Below are 22654 nucleotides of genomic sequence, written 5' to 3' on the forward strand. Positions count from 1 at the left end.
ACCGGTCGGCTAGACACTTGCGGGCTCCAACCATGAGTCGGGGGCAAGCGGGACACGGAGGTCAGCGCTCAGCAATCCGAGCCACAGCGCTCCCAGGATCTCCAAGCGAGGGGACCTGCAGCCCGTGGAGATGAGACGGGACTCAAGGTCAGCGAAGGTGGCTCCGCCGCGGGCCGAGCGGACTGTGCTTCTAGCATCGAGAATCTCCAGCGCCTGCGGACTTCGAGCCGCGGCGATCCAACGAACGTTGCGTAGAACCACGGGGTCTGGCCCGGTCCACACGTCGTACTCCCAGCCACGCGCACTGCACAAATCGGCCATCCAAGCCAGAGAACTGGTCACCTCAGACTTCTTGAGCATCGGCGCAGGTTTCACGTCGACCACGCGCACGGAGCCACTCGAGGTGAGGCACAAGAAGTCGGGGACGCGAGTGCGGAAGCGGTCGCCATCAGGCCCGCGCACGTACATCGGTTGAGCCGCGATGCATGTGATCTCGGGGGCGAAGTCTGCAAGCCAGAGCCACGACTGTTCGAGGAGGCTCTCGTAGACGACGTGGTCGCGCATCGTGGCCGACCAGAAGTACCCGGAGTAGTTCGCCCTGCCCATGTACACAGGGAACTCTCGGACTGGGGAGCCGGCCGCGATCCGTTGGGCATCCACCGCATCGAGGGTTGTGATGACGTCGTCCAGGGTTCGGGTCCGATACCGGACCTCGACGTCGCTGTTGGGCACGAGCAGATCCTCCCGTACCGACACGCAAACGCGAAACTCGCCAACTTGCCGACACCTTAACGCGAAATTCGCCATCTGTAACGCGAAACTACAATCATCAGGCTCTGGATCGCGCGTTCGGCCCGGGAATATGTAGGTCGCGTGCAGAGTTGAGCCAGATAGACTCAAGATTGGACTCCAGCGCTTGCAATGCCGAGCGAGGCAGGCTTACCTTGAGTGCAGCAGACTCAACCAGCCCGTTCGGGGTGTCGCACGGTTCTCCGTGCACGACCGCCCGCGGGCCCTGCACCCGAAGCAAACGGAGGATTGACCATGGCACGTGCAGTAGGAATCGACCTCGGAACCACCAACTCGGTGGTCTCCACCCTCGAGGGTGGCGAGCCCACCGTCATCGCGAACGCCGAAGGCGCCCGCACCACCCCGTCCGTCGTGGCGTTCTCCAAGTCGGGCGAGGTGCTCGTCGGTGAGGTGGCCAAGCGTCAGGCCGTCACCAACGTCGACCGCACCATCTCGTCGGTCAAGCGCCACATGGGCACCGACTGGTCGGTCGAGATCGACGACAAGCAGTACTCGGCGCAGGAGATCTCCGCTCGCATCCTCGGCAAGCTGAAGCGCGACGCCGAGGAGTACCTGGGCGAGGCCGTCACCGACGCCGTCATCACCGTCCCGGCCTACTTCAACGACGCCGAGCGTCAGGCCACCAAGGACGCCGGACAGATCGCAGGCCTCAACGTCACGCGTATCGTCAACGAGCCCACCGCGGCTGCTCTGGCCTACGGCCTTGAGCGCGGCAAGGAGGACGAGCTCATCCTCGTCTTCGACCTCGGTGGCGGAACGTTCGACGTCTCCCTCCTCGAGGTGGGCAAGGACGAGGACGAGTTCTCGACCATCCAGGTCCGCGCGACCTCCGGTGACAACCGCCTCGGTGGTGACGACTGGGACCAGCGCATCGTGGAGCACCTCATCAAGCAGGTGAAGAACAACTCGGGCGTCGACCTGTCCAAGGACAAGATCGCGCTGCAGCGTCTGCGCGAGGCGGCCGAGCAGGCCAAGAAGGAGCTGTCGTCCGCGACCAGCACCAACATCTCGATGCAGTACCTCTCCATGTCGGAGAACGGCCCGATCCACCTGGACGAGAAGCTCACGCGTGCGCAGTTCCAGCAGATGACGCAGGACCTGATCGACCGGACCAAGTCGCCGTTCCACGCCGTCATCCGTGACGCGGGCATCTCGGTCAACGACATCGACCACATCGTGCTCGTCGGTGGTTCGACGCGTATGCCGGCCGTGACCGACGTCGTCAAGGAGCTCACCGGTGGCAAGGAGCCCAACAAGGGCGTCAACCCGGACGAGGTCGTCGCCGTCGGCGCCGCCCTGCAGGCCGGTGTCATCTCCGGTGACCGCAAGGACGTCCTGCTCATCGACGTCACCCCGCTCTCCCTCGGCATCGAGACCAAGGGCGGCGTGATGACCAAGCTCATCGAGCGCAACACGGCGATCCCGACCAAGCGCAGCGAGGTCTTCTCGACCGCCGAGGACAACCAGCCGTCGGTCCTCATCCAGGTCTTCCAGGGTGAGCGCGAGTTCGCCCGCGACAACAAGCCGCTCGGCACGTTCGAGCTCACCGGCATCGCGCCGGCGCCGCGCGGTCTGCCGCAGATCGAGGTCACCTTCGACATCGACGCGAACGGCATCGTGCACGTGTCCGCCAAGGACCGTGGCACCGGCCAGGAGCAGTCGATGACGATCACCGGCGGGTCGGCCCTCCCCAAGGAGGACATCGACCGCATGGTGAAGGAGGCCGAGGAGCACGCCGCCGAGGACAAGGCGCGTCGTGAGGAGGCGGAGACCCGCAACCAGGCCGAGTCGTTCGCGTACTCGACCGAGAAGCTGGTCAACGACAACAAGGAGAAGCTCTCCGACGAGGTCGTGACCGAGGTCGAGGCAGACATCGCCGCCGTGAAGACCGCGCTCGAGGGCGAGGACTTCGAGGCCGTGAAGTCGGCGAACGAGAAGCTCATGACGTCGTCGCAGAAGATCGGCGAGGCGCTCTACGCGCAGGAGCAGGCTGCCGGTGAGCAGACTGCCGCGGGCGACCAGGGCACCGAGACCCCGGAGAACGACGAGGACATCGTCGACGCCGAGGTCGTGGACGACGACACCGAGGGTGACCGCAAGTGACGTCCGCTGACGACACCACCCCCGAGAACGAGCGTCCCGAGGACGAGTCGGCACAGCCCGCGGACGCCGCCGAGCAGGCGGCGTCCGCGGGGGACGCCCCCGAGGGCGACCCCTTGGAGGCACTCGACTTCGAGCCCAGCGAGGAGGCGTCCGAGGACGCCGCCGTGCTGGCCGCGAAGGCTGAGGCCGCGGAGCACCTCGACGCCCTCCAGCGCGAGCGTGCGAGCTTCACGAACTACCGCAATCGTGCGGTGCGTGACAACGCGGCGGCACGGACCCAGGGCGTCCAGGACGTCCTGGCCGGGCTGCTCCCGGTGCTCGACGACATCGAGCGGGCGCGCCAGCACGGCGAGCTCACCGGTCCGTTCGTCGCGATCAGCGACAAGCTGGACGGCGCGCTCGCCAAGTTCGAGATCGAGCGGTTCGGCGCGGTCGGGGACGAGTTCGACCCCAACCTCCACGAGGCACTCATGCACTCGACCGACCCCGAGGCGACGTCCTCGACGGTCAACATCGTGATCGAGCCCGGGTACCGGATCGGGGAGCGTGTGGTCCGCGCGGCCCGCGTGTCCGTCGTCGGGCCCGAGTAGCACCCGCTTCACCGCGCCGAGCATGCGGTCCGCCCCTCGACCCCGGTCCTGAGGGCGGGCCGCCTGCTCGGCCGAGCAGGTGGTGGGCCCGGTCGGGCCCACGGACGAACGTAGAGAGCATGACCGAGGAAAGGAGGCGCCGTGACCGGTCAGGACTGGATCGAGAAAGACTTCTACGCAGCGCTCGGTGTCCCGAAGGACGCCGACGACGCCGCGATCAAGAAGGCCTACCGCAAGCTTGCCCGCACGTATCACCCGGACCACAACCCGGGTGACGACAAGGCGGAGCAGAAGTTCAAGGAGATCGGCGAGGCCTACGCCGTCCTCTCCGACAAGGAGCAGCGCCAGCAGTACGACGGCCTGCGCGCGATGGCCGGTGGCGGTCCTCGCTTCGCAGCAGGCGGCCCGGGCGGCTCCTCGGCCGGGTTCGAGGACATGTTCGGCTCGATGTTCGGCGGCGGGACGCGTCAGCGCTACTCGACGTCGGGTGGCGGCGCGGGTGCCGGTGGGTTCGAGGACATCCTCGGCTCGATGTTCGGCGGCGGCTACGGCGGCGGAGGCCAGGCCGGCTTCCGGCCGAACCCGGCGCAGAAGGGCCGCGACGTCCAGGCGTCGACGACGATCGACTTCCGTCAGGCGGTCGAGGGCACGACGCTCTCGCTGAACGTCAACGGCCGCAAGGTCAACGCGAAGTTCCCCGCCGGGGTCAAGGACGGGCAGAAGATCCGCCTGCGCGGCAAGGGCCAGCCCGGGACGGGCGGCGGTCCCGCCGGAGACCTCGACATCACCGTCTCGGTGACTCCGCACCCGGTCTTCACGATGGAGGGCCGGAACCTGAGGATGACGCTGCCGATCTCCTTCGTCGAGGCGGCGCTCGGCGCCACCGTGCAGGTCCCGACGTTCGACGGCGGCTCCGTCAAGTTGAAGATCCCGCACGGCACCTCGTCCGGCAAGGTGCTGCGCGTCAAGGGCCGTGGGGTCGTGACGCCAAAGGGCACGGGTGACATGCTCGTGACCGTGCAGGTCGCGGTTCCGCAGAAGCTGTCGAAGGACGCCAAGAAGGCGGTCGAGGCGCTCGCGCAGGCGACCGGCGACGAGGATGTCCGTGAAGGCCTGGCCGAGAGGGCCGGCAGCTAGGCACACGGAGGCAGGACAGAGGCGGGCGGAGGCCCGAGGAGGGAGCGACGTCGTGAGGATCGACCCGGACGCACCGTTGCTGGCGATCTCGCAGGCGGCCGAGCTGGCGGGCATGCACGCCCAGACCCTTCGGCAGTACGACCGCCTCGGCCTCGTCTCGCCCCGCCGGACGGTGGGGCGCGGACGCCGGTACTCCTACCGCGACGTCGAGCGTCTGCTTGAGGTGCAGCGGCTGAGCCAGGACGAGGGGATCAACCTCGCCGGCATCAAGCGGATCCTCGAGCTCGAGCGCCGCGTCGAGATCTTGGCCGCGCGGGTCGAGGCCCTGCACGCCCGGGTCGAGACGGGCACCCGCGTCTTCGCGACGGGGTCGAGCGGGGAGACCGTCGCCGTGCCGCGCGGTCGGCGCGGCCGGCGCGAGGTGTCGTCGCGCTCGCTCGTGCTCTGGCGGCCTCCGCAGGAGTAGGGCGCCACCGACGCACGACGGCGAGTCTCCGCTAGCGTCGAAGGTCGTCCAGGAGCGTCTCGGCCTCGGCGAGCGTCGCCGGGAGGGTGATGATGCTGATCCGCGGCGGACGCCGCAGGACGGCACTGAGGTGCAGCCGCTCGGTGGCCGACTCGATCTCGCGGCGCGCCGCCTCGGCGATCGCCGCCGCCTCCGACGCCGGGACGAGGATCGCGTAGACCCCGTCACCGATGGATGCGGCAGGACCGACGGCCGACGCCGCGCGCAGCGCCTCCCCGACCCCCGCCTCGCGGCTGGCGCGCTGCCAGAGCGCGACGTGACCGACGGCGACGTCCACGTGGACGAGGGACGACGTCGTCCCGGCGGCCAGGCCGAGAGCGGCGGCGTGGGCGTACGCCTCTCCGAGACGGACCCGGAGGTACTCCGCGCTGACGAGTCCCGACGCAGGGTCCCGGACGGCGTCGGACGCACCCGGTTCGATGGCACCCTCGGCCCATCCCGTGCCCAGGGCGCGGAGGGTGAGGACGTCCGTCTCGGCGCCGACGGCGCGGTACAGGCACAGCAGGTCGTCGATCGTCTCGCCGATGCTCACTCCCGCGACGCCGCGCGCGGTGCCGAGGCGTTCGGCCGCCGCACTGGTGTCGCGGCCGTCGGCGAGCGCCTCGGCGAGTGCGTCGACGGCAGGGTGGTGCCAGTCCCCGGGGCGCAACCAGACGGTCGAGAGCGACTGCCTGCGCCAGTGCTCCCGCACGCGCTCGGCGTCGCTGATTCGGTGCCCCATCGGGTTCTCCATACTGATGAGACGCACGAGAGTGCCGACTATGACGCGAGAACGCGACGCAATCTGCGCGGTACGCGCGGTTTTCCGCTCCGTCGTGGGGTGGAAGGGTGTTCCTGTCAGTTTCGCGACTGAGTATGGTAGGGGAGCGCCTGCTCCGGCGCGACGAAGACGACAGGTAGGCAGATGACGCAGCTCGACACGACGGCGCCCGCCGACGCAGAGCTGATCGCCAGCACCCGACGTGGCGACCAGGCTGCCTTCGGCGAACTCTATGCCCGCCACAGCGCCGCCGCGCTGGGGGTCGCGCGCCAGTACGTGCCGAACTCCGCCGATGCCGAGGACGTCGTCTCCGAGGCGTTCACCAAGGTGATGCTCGTCCTGCAGAAGGGTGAAGGCCCGGACACGGCGTTCCGGGCCTACCTCTTTACTGTTGTCCGCCGACTCGCCTTCGACGCCAGCAAGGGGCGCGCGCGGACGCGGCCCACGGACGAGATCGAGACGTTCGAGTCCGCGATGGGTCCGCTCGCCTCCACCGAGGAGCCGATGCTCGAGGGGTTCGAGCGGACGACCGTGGCACGCGCGTTCGAGGGGCTGCCCGAGCGGTGGCGGGCCGCACTCTGGTACTCCGAGGTCGAGGCGATGAGCCCGGCGCAGTTCGCCCCGATGCTCGGCCTCAGCGCCAACGGGGCCGCGGCACTGACGTATCGCGCTCGTGAGGGGCTGCGTCAGGCCTACCTCCAGCAGCACCTGAGCGAGCCCCCGGGCGATGCGTGTGCGGCGACGGGGGATCTGCTCGGCGCGTATGCGCGTGGAGGTCTGTCGGCGCGGGAGACCGCCAAGGTCGACGCTCACCTGGAGACGTGCGGCGGCTGTCAGGACCTGGTCGTCGAGCTCGGCGACGTCGCACACGGCATGCGCGGGATCGTCGCACCCCTGGTCCTCGGGCTCGGAGCGCTCGGCCTGGTCGGGGCACCGCTCCCGGTCGGCGGTGCGATCGCAGGAGCCGTCGCGGCTGGTGCTGCCGCCGGTACGGCTGGTGCTGCCGGGTCCACCGGGAGCGGTTCCGCGGGCGGCACGGGCGGTGCCACGGGTGCCGGTGGTGCTGCGGCGGGCGGCGGTGCTGCGGGCGGAGCTGCTACCGGCGCCGGGACCTTCGCGGGTCTCGCGGCGGCGATCAGTGGGGCGCCTCTGGTGGCTGCCGCGATCGGGGTCGGGATCCTCGCGGTCGCGGGTCTCGCCGTCGCGGCAGCCACAGGAAACTTCTTCGGCGGTGGCGACGACACGTTTGTCGCGCAGAGCGACGAGAGCACGGCCGACGCGGACTCCGGCGCCGGTGTCGCGACTGACTCGGACGACCCCGCGACGTCGGACGACGCGACGACCGATCCCGACGACGCGGCGACGGACGCCGCGGACCCCGACCCGACGTCGCCCTCGAACGTCCCCGTGGTCGACGGGGCGGCCGAGCCGCTCGACTCGGACGGTTCGGGCGTCCCGGACCCTGAGGGTCCGTCGGGGTCGTCCGACGCAGCGACTCCTGCGGGCGGCACCGGATCTGGGACGACGCCCGACACCGACGGCGAACCCGACGTCGATCCTGCCCCGGCGCCGGACCCGGACCCGGCGGTCGAGCCCACGACGGACCCGACGACAGAACCCACGACGGACCCGACGACCGATCCCGTCGCACCGGCCAGCCTCGCGGTGTCGTTCACGCCGCCGACCCAGCTCACGGCCCGCACTCCCACCGACATCGTGATCGACACCGTGAACTCCGGGGGCACCGCGGCGAGCGCGGTGATGCTCGAGGTCGGGCTCCCGGACGGGGTCGACCTGCTCGGCGCCACCTCGAGTGCGGGGACCGCTCTCGGCGTCCCGGTCCTCACCGACGCCGACCTGCGCTGCGGCGAGCCCGGCGGGGACGACGGGCGTACCGTCACCTGCCGGATCGGCACGGTGGACGCCCACACGTCGGTGTCGGTGGCACTCCGCATCCAGGCCACGCGCGCCGGGACGTACGAGTTCCGCGCCGCGTACTGGGGCGACGGCCTCGACCGTCGCGACCACCACTTCGACCCGATCTCCGCGGGGTACTGGGGGGCCGAGGTCTCCGGCGCGTTCTCGTCGCCGACCGTGGCGCTGCAGAACCCGGGGACCGTCGGGGTTCCGCTGTCGGTGGAGAGCACGGGCGACCGGCCGGTCGAGTACGTCGCGGTGGACGTCGACGTGCCGGACGGCCTGCGCGTCGTCGGCGGTGACGGCGCCTGGGACTGCGAGTCGGGCACGGAGACCGTCACCTGCACCGCGGGCGGCACCGTCGAACCGGGCGAGAGCCAGCGCGGTGACGTCCTGCTCGCGAGCGTCGCGGGCGGAGCGACGGCGCCCGCCGGGTTCACCCGGATCGCCGGGTCCGTGACCGCCGAGCAGGCCGACGGGTCGCGCAGCGGTGCCGTCGTCACCGATGCGGCCGACGGCGCGTACGTGGAGGTCGAGGAGGCCTGGAGTCGCGTCGACGTCGAGTACGCGACCGCCTGCACCGACGCGGGTGTCAGCCTGGGAGCGACGGTCCGGTCGATACTGTCCGCAGACCTCGCCGCGCATCTGCAGTACGACGTCGAGGGGAGCGACGCCCGGACGAGTCGCCCAGTCACGGTCGAGGGGGGGTCTACGACCGAGCTGACGTTCCAGCCGGACGGCGTGTACGACGGCGGAGCAGTCACCGCCGTGGTCGTGGCCGAGATCGCAGGAAGCTCCGTCGAGCACACGCTCGCCGAGCACTCCGTGTCGGCATGCCCGAGCCCCGAGCCCACGACGGATCCCACGACGGATCCCACGACCGACCCGACGACGGATCCCACGACCGACCCGACGACCGATCCGACGACGGATCCCACGACGGATCCCACGACGGACCCGACGACTGATCCGACCACCGATCCGACGACGGATCCGACCACCGACCCCACGACGGACCCGACGACTGATCCGACGACGGATCCGACCACCGACCCCACCACGGACCCCACGACGGACCCGACCACGGATCCCACGACGGATCCGACGACTGATCCGACCACAGACCCCACCACGGATCCGACCACGGATCCGACCACGGATCCCACCGCCGACGCGGCGCTCGAGGTCCTGGTGGCCGCGCCGTCGGAGATGGCGAACCCCGGGTCGGCAGCCGTCGACCTCAGCCTGGCCAACGTCGGCGAGGTCGCTCTCGACGGTGCAGCCGTGGACGTCACCCTGCCGGCCGGGCTGCGACTCGTCGGAGGTTCGCGCGCCTGGGACTGCACCGCGGACGGAGACGCGGTGACGTGCCAGACCTGGGGTGACCTCGGGCCGGGTGACGCGGTCGAGGGGACGTTCACCGTCGCCTCCGTCGCCGATGCCTCGGGGGCGCCCGTGCTCGGCGCGCGGGTCGTGCAGATCGGCGTCGCGGCATCCGCGCTCGAGGGAACCGTGACGGACGACGACTCGACCGAGCTCTCGATCGCCGAGCCCTGGAGCGGACTTGATCTCGGTGCGGTCGAGGCCCGGTGCACCGACGGAACGGCGTCCCTGATCACGGATCTCGTGTCCACGACGGACGTCGACGGCACGGCCACTCTCGCCTTCACTCCCGCGGATCGCGCCTCGCGCGACGGCGACACCGTCGCGCTCAGCGGCACGGCAGGCGCGGGCTCGGAGGAGGCCGTCCGCCTGACGCTCGACGAAGGGGCCGGGCACCCGGCCGGGGACGTCGCCGTCCGGACCGAGATCGAGGTTGCGGACCAGGTGTTCACCCTGACCTCGCCGGTCGGGTCCGTCGACGCGGCAGACTGCGCCACGGGTGCGCTCGTCGAGGTCGCGGACGTGGCGGCGTCGGAGGATCCCGCGACCGGCCACCTGACGCTCTCGACGGTGGTGACGAACGCCAGCGGGTTCCAGGTCGGCGTCGAGCCGCGCCTGGGCGACGTGGCCCTCGACGGGTTCGTGCTCGAGCCGGGTGAGTCGCGCGACGTCGTCCGTGTGACGGGAAGCTCCGCCGCACCCGGCGCGCTGACGCTCTCGACGTGGTGGGTCGACGCACAGGGCGACACCGGCGAGCTGACGGACGCGGAGTACGCGACCGGCGATCTGGGACTCTCGAACTGGTCGACCACCACGAGCGTGACCGCTCAGTGCGGGCGCGACGGCGTCATCTACGTCGGGGAGCTCCGCAACGACTCGACGCGGACGATGGCGACGCGCATGACCATGCACTACCCGGGTGCCGACTACGTGCAGTCCGCGAACGCCGAGACGCTTCGACCCGGCGAGTCGGGCACGTTCACCATCGAGACGCCGCTGCGCGCGTCGGAGGAACGTTGGGTGTCGTTCCGCCTGAACCGCACTGCCCTCGGAGGCGGCGGGAGCACGGCGTCCGCCGAGGCCCCGGCGATCGAGTGCCGCACGTTCTCCCCGACGGCCGAACTGACGGTCGGCGACCGACCCGCCCCCGAACCGGTCGGTGTCCGCCTCGTCGATGTCTCGGTGACGATCGACAACTCAGCCTCTGTCGGGGAGGCCGGACAGTTCACGATCAGTGGCGGGTCCGCGCGCCCGATGGACGTCACGGTCGCCGCCGGCGAGATCGGGGCCTTCTCGGTCGGAAAGGTCGGAACCGAGGGAACCGTCGTGACCGTCACCGGGACCGACGGGTCGGAGACCTGGGAGTCTGGGGACCTCGTCCTCGAACCGTGGACCCCGCAGTGCGCCGACGCGTGGACGTTCCGCTTTTGGGACGAGTTCGGGTACGAGGAAGGAGACCTGGTGTCTCATCGGGGAGCCAACTACGAACTCCTCACGTCGGGACTGGGCTTCCTCTCCCCGAGTCCCTGGTTGCCCTGGGTGTGGGAGAAGATCGAGACGTGCTCCTGACGGTCGTCGCGGCGTTCGCCAGAGCCGCCGCACGACGCGGGGGAGGAGCGCCGGGCGCGACGGCCGCGCGTCAGCTCGGGTTGGCGATCCGGTAGACCGCGTCGTCGATCCGCACGTCGCCGCCGATGAGCTCCAGGGTCTTGCCCTCGGTCCCGGGGACGTGCAGGATCTCGCCGATGGTCACCGCGACGTCGTCGCGCGTCACGTCACCGCGCTCGACGCTCTCGGCGAGTGTGACCTTCCCCGTCCCGGTCTCGTCGGTGAGTCGACCCGGGCGGAGGATCGTGAGGTCGAGGGTGTCGCGCGCGACGAGGTCGGACTCGGCCGCCGCCTTGGCGCGCAGGTAGGCGACGAAGGTCTCGTCGGCGCCGTCGGGAGTCTTGCCCCCGCGGACCGAGTCGACGCCCATCGAGGAGACGAGCAGGTAGCGCCGGACTCCGGCGATCTCGCAGGCGTCGGCCAGCAGCACGGCACCGGCCCGGTCCACGGTGTCCTTGCGGGCGATCGTGCTGCCCGGCCCGGCACCGGCGGCAAAGACGACGGCGTCGGCGTCCTTCAGCGCGTGGGCGATCTCGGCGGCGTCGTCCTGCTCGAGGTCGAGCATGGCGACGGTGGCGCCGAGGTCGGTGACGTCGAGGATCTGTGAGGCGGAGCGGACGAGGCTGACGACGGCGTCGCCGCGTTCGATCAGTGCTTGTGTGAGGCGGAGGCCGATCTGCCCGTGGCCTCCGGCGATGACGATGCGCATGTGCAGAAACTATCCGCGCAGGCGTGTCCCCGCGCGGTGAGGGATGCCGCCGTGGTGAGCGGCACGTCCGGTCCCTCGAACGACCTGGACGTCGGGCCCGAGCCCGTAGCCGACGCCGCGGACCGTGCGGACGGCGTCGAGGCCGAGCTTGGTGCGGAGTCGGCCGACGTGGACGTCGACCGTCCGGGTGCCGGCGCGGAGCCGCTCGCCGCGCCAGACGGTCGCGAGCAGGTCGTCGCGGCTGGCGACGCGGCCGGGGGCCGCGGACAGGAAGTTGAGCAGGTCGACCTCGCGCTGCGTGAGGGGGTGCTCGACGCCGTCGACGGTCGCGATCCGCTCGTCCACGGAGATGCGGACGAGGGGGATGCCGATCGACGCGAGGCGGTCGAGGAAGTCCTGGTGGCTGATGCGCGGGGTGACAGGGGCAAGCGTGGTCATGATGTCTCCGTTGGGGGTCGCGAGCGCACGGTGGGCTCGGCGGTGCCGACGGCTGGCGTCGGCGGGGTCAGGGCTGGGTCAGGCCTGACAACAGAGACACATACACATCGAGGGCAGCGCGACGGGGCGCGCTGTGCTCCGATGTGTGGTCATGAGGGCAGCATGCCACCACGAGACGGCATCTGCCAAGGGGTGAACGCGAACTCGTCCGAGATTCGAGACTTCTCGCTCGAATGCTTCGGGATGCCCGAAAGGGCGGGCGGGTCAGACGATGCCGTAGAGCCGGTCGCCGGCGTCGCCGAGGCCCGGGACGATGTACGCGTTCTCGTCGAGCTTCTCGTCCACGGCGGCGACGACGAGCTCGACGTCGGCGCGGTCGCCGACGGCGGTGCTCAGCACCTCAATGCCCTCGGGGGCGGCCAGGAGGCAGACGGCGGTGACGTGCCGCGCGCCGCGCTCCAGGAGGTAGTCGATCGCGGCGACGAGGGTCCCGCCCGTGGCGAGCATCGGGTCGACGAGGAAGCAGTGGCGGTCCGTGAGGTCGTCGGGGAGCCGGTTGGCGTACGTGACGGCCTCGAGCGTCTCCTCGTCGCGCTGCATGCCCAGGAACCCGACCTCGGCGGTCGGGAGCAGCCGGGTCAGGCCGTCGAGCATCCCGAGGCCTGCGCGCAGGATCGGGACGACGAGCGGCATCGGCTCGGCGATCCGGACGCCCACGGTCGGGGCGACGGGCGTCTCGATCTCGTGCGGCTCCGTCTTCACGTCCCGGGTCGCCTCGTAGGCGAGGAGCGTCACGAGCTCGTCCACCAGCTGGCGGAAGTTCGGTGACGGGGTGTTGACGTCTCGCAGGACTGTGAGCTTGTGGGCGACGAGGGGGTGGTCGACGACGTGGACGCGCATACCGACGAGCCTACTCGGCCGACGCCCTCGGAGCCGTGTCGGGCACCCGTCAGGGACTCGTTCGGTCGTGCTGTCTCGCGGGAGAGGGCCTGGGGCACCAGAGTCTGAGACTCTGGGGCGGTGAGCGAGAACGAGCCCGACGCGCCGGGCCTCTCCCTGCCCTGGGCCGCCGACACGTTTCCCCCGGTGACGCTCGCCGCGCGCCGCCAGGTCTGGGACGCCCTGATGGGCCTGGCGCTGCACGAGGCGACCCACGCCCTGGCGTCCGACGACGTCCCGGTCGGTGCGCTCGTCGTCGGACCGCAGGGCACGCTGCTGGGGGTGGGGCACAACCGGCGCGAGGAGGGCGGGGACCCGACCGCTCACGCCGAGGTGCTCGCGATCCGCCAGGCGGCCGCCACGCTGGGGAGCTGGCGCCTCGACGGGTGCACGTTGATCGTGACGCTCGAGCCCTGTGCGATGTGCGCGGGTGCGATCACGCTCGCCCGGATCCCCCGGGTGGTGCTCGGGGCCTGGGACCCGAAGGCGGGAGCGACCGGATCCGTGTGGGACCTGGTGCGCGACCGCGCCGTCCTGCACACCGTCGAGGTGATCGGCGGGGTGCGTGAGCAGGAGTGCGGCGACCTCCTGCGCGGGTTCTTCGAGGAACGCCGGTGAGGCGGTACGCACCGCTCCTGGCCGCCGTCGTGTGGGCCGTCTCGGTCCCGCTGGTGTGGTGGTGGGGGCGGTGGCTCCAGGACCAGGACGAGGTGCTGCTGCTCGGCGGAGCACCGCCCTTCGCCGGTCTGCGGATCACCGAGGCCGGGTGGGGAACCCTCGCCGCCGTCGGTGTCGCGGCCCTCGTGCTCTGGCGCGGGCCACGACTGGCGCGGACGCTGCGGTGGGGCGTCCTGCTCGCCGTCGGGTGGGCGACCGCTCTCGCGTGGACGCTGGCGCTGGGCGCCTCCGTGCGGTGGTCGGACCTGACCGAGCCGCTGACGAACGAGAACGACTATCTGCCGGCCGTGCCCGGGGCCTCCGCCGATCCGAGCGGGTTCCTCGCGACCCTGCAGTCCGACCCGATGAGCTACCCCGTGCACGTCCGCGGGCACCCGCCGGGCTTCACCCTGCTGCTCGCCGGGATGGACCGGGTGGGGCTCGGCGGCGCCGGCTGGGCCGCGGCGCTCGTGATCCTCGCCGGGACCTCCGCCGTCGTCGCCGTCGCGCTCACCATCCGGCTGCTCGGCGGTGCCGCGGGGGAGCGGACCGCGCGCGCGGCGATGCCGGCCGTCGTCCTCGCGCCGTCCGCGATCTGGGTCGCGACGTCGGCCGACGCCTTCTACGCGGGCGTCCTCGCCTGGGGCACCGCGCTGCTCGCCGTCGGCACGACGTCGCGCGGACGAGCGCGCTGGGCCGCCGTCGTCGGGGCCGGGCTGCTCCTCGGGTGGGCACCGTTCCTCAGCTACGGCCTGCTGCACATGGGACTCGTCGTGCTGGCCGTCCCGATCGTCACGCGACGGTGGTGGCCCACCGTCGTCGCCGGTCTGCTCGTGGTGGCCACCCTGGTCGCCTGGGGGCTCGCCGGGTTCTGGCTCTGGGACGGCATCGCCGCGACGCACGAGGCGTGGTCGAACGGGAAGGCGTCCGCGCGACCGTACGGGTACTTCCTCGTCGCCGACATCGTCCTGCTCGGCGCGTTGATCGGCCCCGCCGGTGTCGGCGGGACGGCTCGCTGGCGACGGCTCGACCCTGCGACGGCGTGGCTCGCGGCGCTCGCGATCGTCGCGGCGGCCGCCGGCGCGTTCGGCGGGTTCGAGCGCGGTGAGGTCGAGCGCGTCTGGCTGCCGCTCGCGTGCTGGATCGTCCCCGTCGCCGGGGCGCTCGCGCTCGGCACGGGCACCGGCGAGAGGCCGGGCGACGGCCGCACGTGGCGCTGGTGGCTCGGGGCGCAGGCCGCGACGGCGATCGCGATCGAGACGCTGGTGGTGACTCCGTGGTGAGCCGCGGGCGTACGGCCCGCTCGTTCGTCAGGTGACTGTCAGGGCGGCAGCGGAGGTTTGACCGCGCAGCTCCTCCGAGCGCTCCCTACGATCGCGGTATGGCCAAGGTCGAGGACGAGACGCGTCGGAGCCGCTTACCGCGCCTGCCGCGAACGGAGGACTTCGCCTCCGCGATCCACGATCCCCGAGTCGTCGCCCGGGTGGGCGTCCTCCTCGGGTCGGCGTTCCTGCTCGTCTTCCTCACGGGCCTCTACTCCCACGTCCACCAGAACCCCGTGGCGTGGTTTCCGCTCGGCCCTGACCCCGCCTGGCTGTACCGGGTCACGCAGGGGATCCACGTCGGGGCTGGGATCGCGTGTGTCCCGCTGCTGCTGGCCAAGTTGTACGCCGCCTACCCGGCCCTCTTCGAGCAGCCCCCGGTCCGCGGCCCGCTGCACGCGCTCGAGCGGCTCTCGGTCGCGGTGCTCGTCGCGACGGCGACGTTCCAGCTCGTCACGGGTGTGCTCAACACCTTCCAGTGGTACCCGTGGAGCTTCGGGTTCGTCGGGGTCCACTACGCGACGTCGTGGGTGGTGATCGGGTCGCTGCTGATCCACGTGGGCGTCAAGCTCCCGGTGATCGTGCCCGCGCTTCGCGCACGCATCAAGGACGGCGAGATCGTCGACCCGGAGATCGCCGACGAGAGCCCGCTGCCACGCACCCACATCTCCGACGGCGACCTGATGTCGATCCCGGACGGCGACCTCCACCCGGCCGAGGACCGCTCGACCACCGAGGCGACGGCGACGCGGCGCGGGTTCCTCACGGCTGTCGCCGTGACGACGCTCGGCGCCGTCGCCCTGACCGTCGGACAGACCGTCCGCCCCCTCGCGCCGCTCTCCGTCCTCGCCCCCCGCGACCCGCGCGTCGGCAGCCAGGGCGTGCCCGTCAACAAGACCGCCGCCTCCGCGCAGGTGACGAGCGACGTCGTCGGACCGGCGTGGAGGCTCGAGCTCGAGGGGCCCGACGGCGTCGTCCAGCTCTCGCGGGACGACCTCCTGGCGATGGACCAGCACACGGCCGACCTCCCGATCGCGTGCGTCGAGGGGTGGAGCGCCATGGCGACCTGGCAGGGGGTGCGCGTGCGCGACCTCGTCGAGCGGGCCGGCGGCCGGGTCGGGGACGGCGGGCACGACGTCTCCGTCGCGAGCCTGCAGGTCGGCGGCGCGTACAGCCGGTCGGTCCTGCAGGCGTCCTACGTCGCGTCGGACGACACGCTCCTCGCGCTGCGGCTCAACGGCCAGGACCTCAACCTGGACCACGGGTACCCGGCGCGCATCATCGCTCCCAACCGTCCGGGCGTGCTGCAGACCAAGTGGGTCAACCGCCTCGCCGTCGTCGAACCGGTGATCGCATGATCGCGACACGGTGGGCGCTGTGGGCCGCGGGGGCCGCGATGATCGCGTGGGGCCTGTGGACCGCCTGGGTCCGCGTCCCGCCCGACCAGTGGGTCTCCGTGCTGCTGTGGCTCGCCGGCGGGATCGTGGTGCACGACGCCGTCCTGGCGCCGGTGGCGATCCTGCTGGGACTTGTCGTGCTGCCCCGGGTGCCCGAGACGTGGCGGCCCGCCCTGCGTGGTGGCCTCCTGGCGCTGGGCGTCCTCGCTCTGCTGGGCGTCGGTGTCTTCATGGGCGCGGAGGGGCGGCGCAACCCGTCCGTAGTGCCCCAGGACCCGCTCGCCGCGGTACTCGTCGCCCTGGCCGTGGTCGTCGTCGGCGTGGTGATCGGCGGACTCGTGACCACGCGTCGTCGCGCACGGGCGGTCGGCGCGGCCTGACCCGCGGACCTCGGCTCGGCTCAACGCCGGTGCAGCGTCGTCCGCACCGGGCGACGGAGCGCGACGACCGTCCGCCCGTCCAGGTCCCACTCCTCGCTCAGCCGGAGTCCGACGTCGGCCGCGATGCGGAGCAGGGCGCGTGCACCGACGCGGGCCCACGGCATCGGGTGGCTCTCCCGGCCGTCCGGGCCGCGCAGCACCACGGGCGTGGTGTCCCAGACGTCGGGGTCCGGGTCGGTGTCGACCAGGACGAGGCCACCCGGCTCGACGAGCTCGGCGCAGCGCCGCAGGAGCGCCGTCGGGTCGCCCCCGATGCCGACGTTGCCGTCGGCGAGCAGCACCGTCCCCCAGCGGCCCTCGCCGGGCAGAGGACGTTCGACGGCGCGCCGCAGGGCCAGCGCGCCGCGCGACCTCGCCTCGGTCACGGCCCGCGGAGAGACGTCGATGCCGAGGCACGGCACCCCGCGTCGACCGAGTGCTGCCGCCATCCGGCCCGGCCCGCACCCGACGTCGAGCACCGGCCCCTCGCACCGCGCCAGGATCATCTCGTCGACAGCGCTCGTCGGGGCCGCCCACGTCGCCACGTCGAGCAGGCGCGTCTCGGCGGCACCGACCGCGAGGACCGGCACCCCCGAGAGCGCCTGCTCGTACAGGGCCAGCGGATGCACGCGCGCCGAGGCGCGGCGAGCGGTCTCCGCCGTGCCCGCCGGCATCGCGGCATCCGTCGTCGTCATCAGGGAAGCATCTCTCCGGGAGGCGTCGTCAGCGCGCGCTCGCGCAGTCCCGACGGCGAGTCGGCGCCGCTCGCCTCGGCCCACGCTGCCGCGAAGAGCGACCCCGGCGCGGACCGGGCGACGGCGCTCGCGTCGTCCGGGTCGTCGACGTCCCGCAGCGTCGGCAGGATCTGGACGCGCAGCCCGAACTCGCGCATCCGCTCGAGCTGGGCGGCGCCCGTCGTCGGCTCCGACATCGGCACGCCGTGGAAGAGGCTGGTGTAGAAGTCCTTCAGGCCCTTCGGGAGCACGATCGCCCAGAATCCGCCGTCCTCGGCCAGGCCCAGCGCGGCGTCGTGCCGGGCCATGTCGACGTCGAGGTACGGGGCGAGCTGCGGGGTGTCCATCCCGACGAGCAGGATCGGTCCCTCGAACTCGTAGGCCGTCTCGGCGAACGCACCCGCCAGGCGGCGGTCCAGACCCCCCTCGACCTGCGGGATCACGTGGAAGCCCTCGGGGACCCACGGGCCCGCCTCGCCGTCCAGCACCAGGACGCGCGCGACGTCGGGCACCGCGGCCACGGCGTCCAGGGTGTCTTCGAGCGCGGCGCGGGCCAGATCGGCCGCCTGTTCCGGAGTGAACTCGCCGTGCAGACGCGTCTTGACCCGCCCCGGCTCCGGGGCCTTCGCGAGGACGACGATCGTCCGCACGGGCTCGACCGCGCTCATCGGGCCAGCACCTTCGACATGTCCTGCACGGCACGCCACGCTCCCAACGGAGTACCCGTCACCTTCGACCTTCCCTTGCGTTGTACGTATGGAACGTCGACCTCGGTCACGGTCCATCCGGCGTCGGACGCCGACACGACCATTTCTAGCGGATACCCCGAGCGGCGGTCGGTCAGGTCGAGAGCCAGCAGCGCCTCGCGGCGTGCCGCGCGCATCGGACCGAGGTCGTGGAGCACGACGCCGGTGCGGCGGCGGGTGCGTCGCGCCAGCTCGCGGTTGGCGAACCGCAGGTGCCACGGCCACGCCCCACGGGCGGCGTCGCGTCGGCCCAGGACGAGGTCCGCCGTGCCGTCCTCGACCGGACCGACGACCTTCGGAAGATCAGCGGGGTCGAGACTCGCGTCGGCGTCCATGAACGCGACGATGTCGGCAGACGCCGCCTCGAGGCCGGTGTGGGCTGCAGAGCCGAAACCCTTGACGTCGGCCGTCACGACCGTGGCGCCGTGGGCGCGGGCGACGTCCTGCGACCCGTCGGTCGACCCGTTGTCGACGACGATCGCGTGCATCCCCTCCGGCAGTCGCGGCAGCAGCCACGCGAGCCCCTCGGCCTCGTCAAGACAGGGCAGGACGACGTCGGCCCGCACCGCGGGCGGGGCGGGCTGCGCGTGTTGCTCGGGCACGGAGGTCTCGGTCACGATCTCGACGGTAGGCGGCCGCAGGCGTGTTCGCTCGCTGTTCGGGGCTGACGATCGGCTGACGGCCCGAGGTCGGGCTGTGGACAACGCAAAGGTTGACGTCCGGTTCTCCGCTAGCCTGCCTGACGAATCGGACAGTGGGGGCAGAGGGAATCGTGGCGAATCTCGACGTGCACGACGAAGGGCTGGACGGCGCATACCGGCACCTGCGGGCTGCTGCGGAGGCGACGGTGCTCGGGGATGCGACGCCATCCGGTGCTCTCGGCACGCCGAGTGTGGCGGCGGCATTCGAGGATCTGGATGAGTTGTTGCGGGGCGCGGGGACCGAGGTGGCGGAGGTCGTGGCCGGGCTCGCGACCGCGATGTCGGGGATCCAGGCCCGGTTCGCCGAGGAGGACCGCCTGTTGGGACAGGCTGCGGGGTGAGCGTGGCCGGTGGTCTGGACGGTGATCCGGGGGCGGGTGACGTGCTCGGTATCCGTGCGGCGGCGTTGCGGTGGCGCGAGCAGCGTCGGCGGCTGCTGGACCGCCAGGACGATCTCGCACTGGCCGGAGGCCGGCTGGCCACGATGCGCGGGCAGGCGGTGGACGCCGTGGCAGAGGAGACGCTGACGGTCCAGGGGTTGATCGATCCGTTGGTGCAGGCTCTTGCCGACGGTGCCGATCTCGTGGACGTTCATGCCGATGCGTTCGAGGAGTACGCGCGCCGGGCCGGTCTTCTGGTCGAGGCGGAGGCGAGTGCGCGGTCCGAGGCCGTCCATGCCCATGGGCGTGCGGTGGACGAGGCGACGTGGTGCAACCCGCCGGCGGTGCTGCCGGGGGACTGGTGGCAGCGGCCGTGGTCCTACCCGCTCGACCCGCCCGCCTCGTTCTACACCTGGCTCGCGGCGGTCGACACCCTCGAGCAGGTGCACGCCGACTGGGCAGCACTGTGTACGGAGCGCGAGGACTGGGACCACGACGTCGTCTCCCGGTTGGGTGCGGTCGCGGACCCGCCCACGGTCCGGGCTCTCGGTGGCGGGTGGGGCAGCGATCTTGCTCAGGCCGGGCGCCGAGCGGCGGACCTCGCGGTGGCGCTCGAGGCCGGGGAGGCCGCCGCGGCGCTGACCGAGCGGATCGTGTCCGGGACGTTGGGCGTGGAGGAGCGTGCGGCTGCTGTCGCGCAGCTGGAAGTGCTGCTGGCCGGCCAGGGCCAAAACGACGGCTTCGCCGATGCGTTCTTCGCCCGCACCGGCCTGGAGGAGACCGCGAGCCTGTTCGCGGTGATCTCTCCGGTGGGAGTCTCGGCAGCAGGAGCGACCCTGCGCCTTGCCTTCGGGACGTGGGCACAGGGACTGGCCCGGTCTGAGCAGGAGGAACTCGGGCACGCGATGTGGGCGCGTCAGTCGACCTCGCGCGCGCCGGCATCAGAGCTCATCGCACTGATCGGGTCGCCGACCCTTCCTGCCGACGTGCTTCTCGGGGCGGCCCGGGCTCATCACGACTCGGAGTACGCACCCACGGATTCCATTCCGACTGCTGAGGGCGTGCACGCGTTCGCCGTCACGACGCTCGTCGGGCTGACCGAGCATCCCGAGTCTCTTCGGTCCTTCCTCACGCCGGAGAGCGACGCGGAAGCGCAGGAGCGCATCGCCACGTGGTCCACGCTCCCGCATGGCGATCTCGCGTTTGCCACGGCCTACGCCGAAGCCGTCACCACCGCGCAGAGGCCAGCCGAGTACGACGCTGCGACACGCCTCGTCACCCTGGCCACACCGGTCCTCGCCGACACGGGCTTCACGGGCAGCGACGAAGCGGTGGCGCAGCTGACCCGCGCATATCGCCGCGACTTCCTCGTGATCGGCGCCGAAGACAACGTGCGGGACTCGCTCGACGGAAACGAACTCGCGGACCTCGAGATGGTCGACGTGAGTCGGCTCGTCGCGGCGACGTCGAAGACGCCGGAATCGGCGGCGGCCTGGACCGCGCTGAATGCCACGGCGATCGCCGATCACGGCTCCGGGACTGAATCTTGGGACGCGGAGCAGCGTGATGAATCTGCGGCTCAGGTGATGAAGAGCTCCGGAGCTGTCGTTGGAGCGATACAAGGTCGCCTTATCGAAGAAGGCAGGTTTGACGACGAGGTGGCCGCGTATGTAGTGACCGCGGTCGCGGCAGGGATCTCTGTGGCCACACTCCCCGCGGGCGTCGCGTCAGGTGCGATCGCGGCCACGGCTGGCACTGGAATGTCGCTCGGAGTCGGATTTGTCGACAACGAAGGCGAGGCGATTCGAGTGGCGAGAGCAGAGATTGATCAGGCTAGGGATGCCTACGTTCTGGTTGCCGTCAGCGCCTACGAGAGCCGAGACGACGGGCGCGGTGGGGGAAGAGAGCGCCTAGAAGACGCGTTCGACAAGGGTGCAGACGGAGGAGCGAATATATGGCAGACCTACTGAAGGTCCGTCTTCTGGTCGTAGCAGTCGTCGTTTCGCTCCTGATCACCGGGTGCGGCGTGGAGCAGTCGCGTTGGGAGATTCGGTCTGACGATTTGAGTGCAGACCTCGATCCGGTTCCTTTTGAGGACTGGGACGACTATCTGTACCTAGAGCTGACATGTGGCATTGCCGCGGAAGCCTGGGCTTCAGCGAAGATGCGGTGGTCAAGCGAGGCGGAGGTCTCCCAATATCGTGGGCCAGACCTGAGGATTCAGACATTCGTCGTTCCGTATAACGGTGAACTTGGTCAACGCAAGGAGCGGTTTCTCGCCCCTGGAAGCGCCATGGAGTTCCCGCGATCTGCCGCCGAGGACTGCGACCGCGCCGCCGATGAGCCTGGGTACGAGACACCGCTCGGAGTTGTCGCATTTGAGGCGTTCGGAGATCGTTCTGAGGCAGCGATCTCCGCGGATCGGGATCTGTCGACGCTGAGCGAGCCGCTCGGGTGGTCGGAGCATGCTGAGGGGCCGTTCAAGAACCCTGATCTGCTCATCATCGACGGCATGGAGGATCGGTACGCCGAGGGGTACTACGCGATGGTGGGTGACACCTACGTCGGCGTCCATGTGGTCTCGTCGGTCGAGCCTGAGGTCTCGGCCGAGCAGGTGATGGACGTGATGCGGGAGAAGCTCGAGGCCGATCCGCCCGAGGCGCGCTACGCGGGCGGCGAGGTCAGCCGGTAGTCAACCCTGCGGGGTCGGCGCCTGCGCCGCGTAACGTCGCGCGGGCGGCCTCGAGCGCCCGGTCGTACGCCGCGTCGTCGTCGTGCAGCAGGGCCGTGTCGTTCGCGTAGGCGTAGGCGGCCGAGAGCTGGAACGCGAGGAGCTCGGCATCGGCGCCGGCGTCAAGGTCGCCGCGCTCGACGGCGTCCGTCGTCAGCGTCTGGATGTGCTCGGACCAGGAGTCCAGGGCGTCACGGATCGTGTCGCGCAGCGTCCCGGGCCGGGCGTCGTACTCGCTCGCCACGGTGCGGAAGAAGCATCCGCCGCGGAAAACGCGTCGTCGTGAGTGGTCCACCCATGCGCAGTAGGTCGACCAGAGGCGCGGTAGGCCGCGGGGTGCGTCGATGCCGCGCTGGAAGACGTCGACGACGAAGACGTCGCGAGCGCGCGCGACGGTCGCGAGCTGCAGGCTCTCTCGGCTGGCGAAGAGCCCGGCGACGCCGCTCTTGGAGGCTCCGACGGCGTCGGCGAGCCGCCCGAGCGAGAGCGCGTCCAGGCCTTCGACCGACGCGACCTGGACGGCCTCGTCGAGGACGGTTCGGCGTGAACGCTCGCCGCGCAGCCGTCGCCCGTCGGCGGCTGGGGGTCCGCTGCTTGTGGTCACCACCGGATAAGCGTACGGTCGTGCGTATTCTTTTTCCACCAGG

At 71.2% G+C, this 22654-nt stretch carries 21 protein-coding genes; 12 read left to right on the forward strand and 9 right to left on the reverse strand.

Going from position 1 to position 22654, the window contains the following annotated elements:
* Positions 1–9: 9 nt before the first annotated feature.
* Positions 10–732, reverse strand: coding sequence for a TnsA-like heteromeric transposase endonuclease subunit (locus BLU20_RS03870; protein ID WP_172829007.1), 723 nt, complete (start codon positions 730–732; stop codon positions 10–12).
* Positions 733–1044: 312 nt separating this feature from the next.
* Here BLU20_RS03870 and dnaK point away from each other — a divergent pair, with 312 nt between their 5' ends.
* From dnaK to BLU20_RS03890, 4 genes are all read left to right on the forward strand, one after another.
* Positions 1045–2913 (forward strand): molecular chaperone DnaK, encoded by a 1869-nt coding sequence (dnaK, locus tag BLU20_RS03875; RefSeq protein ID WP_083371665.1) that lies wholly within the window; start codon positions 1045–1047, stop codon positions 2911–2913.
* Complete coding sequence (grpE, locus tag BLU20_RS03880; protein WP_052366957.1) at positions 2910–3503, forward strand: nucleotide exchange factor GrpE; 594 nt, start codon at positions 2910–2912, stop codon at positions 3501–3503. The genes dnaK and grpE overlap by 4 nt, the downstream gene beginning before the upstream one ends.
* Positions 3504–3644: 141 nt before the next feature.
* Complete coding sequence (locus tag BLU20_RS03885) at positions 3645–4640, forward strand: DnaJ C-terminal domain-containing protein (protein ID WP_083371666.1); 996 nt, start codon at positions 3645–3647, stop codon at positions 4638–4640.
* A gap of 58 nt (positions 4641–4698) precedes the next feature.
* Positions 4699–5106 (forward strand): heat shock protein transcriptional repressor HspR, encoded by a 408-nt coding sequence (locus BLU20_RS03890; RefSeq protein ID WP_269457235.1) that lies wholly within the window; start codon positions 4699–4701, stop codon positions 5104–5106.
* Between the two features lie 31 nt (positions 5107–5137).
* Here BLU20_RS03890 and BLU20_RS03895 read toward each other — a convergent pair whose 3' ends face one another.
* Entirely contained in the window at positions 5138–5887 is a 750-nt protein-coding gene (locus BLU20_RS03895; RefSeq protein ID WP_231959285.1) for a hypothetical protein, read from the reverse strand.
* 183 nt (positions 5888–6070) lie between these two features.
* Between BLU20_RS03895 and BLU20_RS03900 the strand changes: the two genes are divergently transcribed.
* Positions 6071–10795, forward strand: a complete 4725-nt coding sequence (locus BLU20_RS03900) for a sigma-70 family RNA polymerase sigma factor (protein ID WP_083371669.1) — start codon at positions 6071–6073, stop codon at positions 10793–10795.
* Between the two features lie 70 nt (positions 10796–10865).
* Here the strand turns inward: BLU20_RS03900 and BLU20_RS03905 are convergent, their stop codons facing one another.
* From BLU20_RS03905 to upp, 3 genes are all read right to left on the reverse strand, one after another.
* Complete coding sequence (locus BLU20_RS03905) at positions 10866–11543, reverse strand: SDR family oxidoreductase (RefSeq protein WP_083371670.1); 678 nt, start codon at positions 11541–11543, stop codon at positions 10866–10868.
* Positions 11544–11552: 9 nt separating this feature from the next.
* Positions 11553–11981, reverse strand: coding sequence for a winged helix-turn-helix domain-containing protein (locus tag BLU20_RS03910; protein ID WP_083371671.1), 429 nt, complete (start codon positions 11979–11981; stop codon positions 11553–11555).
* A gap of 264 nt (positions 11982–12245) precedes the next feature.
* Positions 12246–12881, reverse strand: a complete 636-nt coding sequence (gene upp, locus BLU20_RS03915) for a uracil phosphoribosyltransferase (protein WP_083371672.1) — start codon at positions 12879–12881, stop codon at positions 12246–12248.
* A 225-nt stretch (positions 12882–13106) separates the two neighbouring features.
* On the opposite strand from upp, the gene BLU20_RS03920 reads away from it, so the two are divergent.
* The 4 genes from BLU20_RS03920 to BLU20_RS03935 all read left to right on the forward strand — a co-directional run bounded on the left by BLU20_RS03920 (position 13107) and on the right by BLU20_RS03935 (position 16676).
* Complete coding sequence (locus BLU20_RS03920; RefSeq protein ID WP_083372898.1) at positions 13107–13538, forward strand: nucleoside deaminase; 432 nt, start codon at positions 13107–13109, stop codon at positions 13536–13538.
* On the forward strand, positions 13535–14860 hold the full coding sequence (locus tag BLU20_RS03925; protein WP_083371673.1) for a hypothetical protein: 1326 nt from the start codon (positions 13535–13537) through the stop codon (positions 14858–14860). The genes BLU20_RS03920 and BLU20_RS03925 overlap by 4 nt, the downstream gene beginning before the upstream one ends.
* A 98-nt stretch (positions 14861–14958) precedes the next feature.
* Positions 14959–16257, forward strand: a complete 1299-nt coding sequence (locus BLU20_RS03930) for a molybdopterin-dependent oxidoreductase (RefSeq protein WP_029252778.1) — start codon at positions 14959–14961, stop codon at positions 16255–16257.
* On the forward strand, positions 16254–16676 hold the full coding sequence (locus BLU20_RS03935; RefSeq protein ID WP_083371674.1) for a hypothetical protein: 423 nt from the start codon (positions 16254–16256) through the stop codon (positions 16674–16676). Before BLU20_RS03930 ends, BLU20_RS03935 begins: the two co-directional genes overlap by 4 nt.
* A gap of 20 nt (positions 16677–16696) precedes the next feature.
* On the opposite strand, the gene BLU20_RS03940 is transcribed toward BLU20_RS03935, so the two are convergent.
* From BLU20_RS03940 to BLU20_RS03950, 3 genes are read right to left on the reverse strand one after another with little or no spacing between them, the layout of a single operon-like run.
* Complete coding sequence (locus BLU20_RS03940) at positions 16697–17410, reverse strand: methyltransferase domain-containing protein (protein ID WP_083371675.1); 714 nt, start codon at positions 17408–17410, stop codon at positions 16697–16699.
* Entirely contained in the window at positions 17410–18117 is a 708-nt protein-coding gene (locus BLU20_RS03945) for a TIGR04282 family arsenosugar biosynthesis glycosyltransferase (protein ID WP_197675415.1), read from the reverse strand. The genes BLU20_RS03940 and BLU20_RS03945 overlap by 1 nt, the downstream gene beginning before the upstream one ends.
* Positions 18114–18812 (reverse strand): glycosyltransferase family 2 protein, encoded by a 699-nt coding sequence (locus tag BLU20_RS03950; protein WP_231959286.1) that lies wholly within the window; start codon positions 18810–18812, stop codon positions 18114–18116. The genes BLU20_RS03945 and BLU20_RS03950 overlap by 4 nt, the downstream gene beginning before the upstream one ends.
* A 155-nt stretch (positions 18813–18967) precedes the next feature.
* On the opposite strand from BLU20_RS03950, the gene BLU20_RS13665 reads away from it, so the two are divergent.
* The 3 genes from BLU20_RS13665 to BLU20_RS13670 are packed head-to-tail and all read left to right on the forward strand — an operon-like array spanning position 18968 to position 21968.
* Positions 18968–19237: a hypothetical protein gene (locus BLU20_RS13665; RefSeq protein ID WP_157270294.1), complete on the forward strand. Its 270-nt coding sequence runs from the start codon at positions 18968–18970 to the stop codon at positions 19235–19237.
* Positions 19234–21246 (forward strand): hypothetical protein, encoded by a 2013-nt coding sequence (locus tag BLU20_RS03955; RefSeq protein ID WP_083371677.1) that lies wholly within the window; start codon positions 19234–19236, stop codon positions 21244–21246. Before BLU20_RS13665 ends, BLU20_RS03955 begins: the two co-directional genes overlap by 4 nt.
* Complete coding sequence (locus tag BLU20_RS13670; RefSeq protein ID WP_157270296.1) at positions 21231–21968, forward strand: hypothetical protein; 738 nt, start codon at positions 21231–21233, stop codon at positions 21966–21968. Before BLU20_RS03955 ends, BLU20_RS13670 begins: the two co-directional genes overlap by 16 nt.
* Here the strand turns inward: BLU20_RS13670 and BLU20_RS03965 are convergent.
* The gene (locus BLU20_RS03965; RefSeq protein WP_231959287.1) at positions 21958–22614 is read right to left on the reverse strand and encodes a TetR family transcriptional regulator C-terminal domain-containing protein; all 657 of its coding nucleotides are present in this window, start codon (positions 22612–22614) and stop codon (positions 21958–21960) included. The genes BLU20_RS13670 and BLU20_RS03965 overlap by 11 nt on opposite strands.
* Between the last annotated feature and the right edge of the window lie 40 nt (positions 22615–22654).

The organism is Paraoerskovia marina, assembly GCF_900105445.1.
GTDB classification, from domain to species: Bacteria; Actinomycetota; Actinomycetes; order Actinomycetales; family Cellulomonadaceae; genus Paraoerskovia; species Paraoerskovia marina.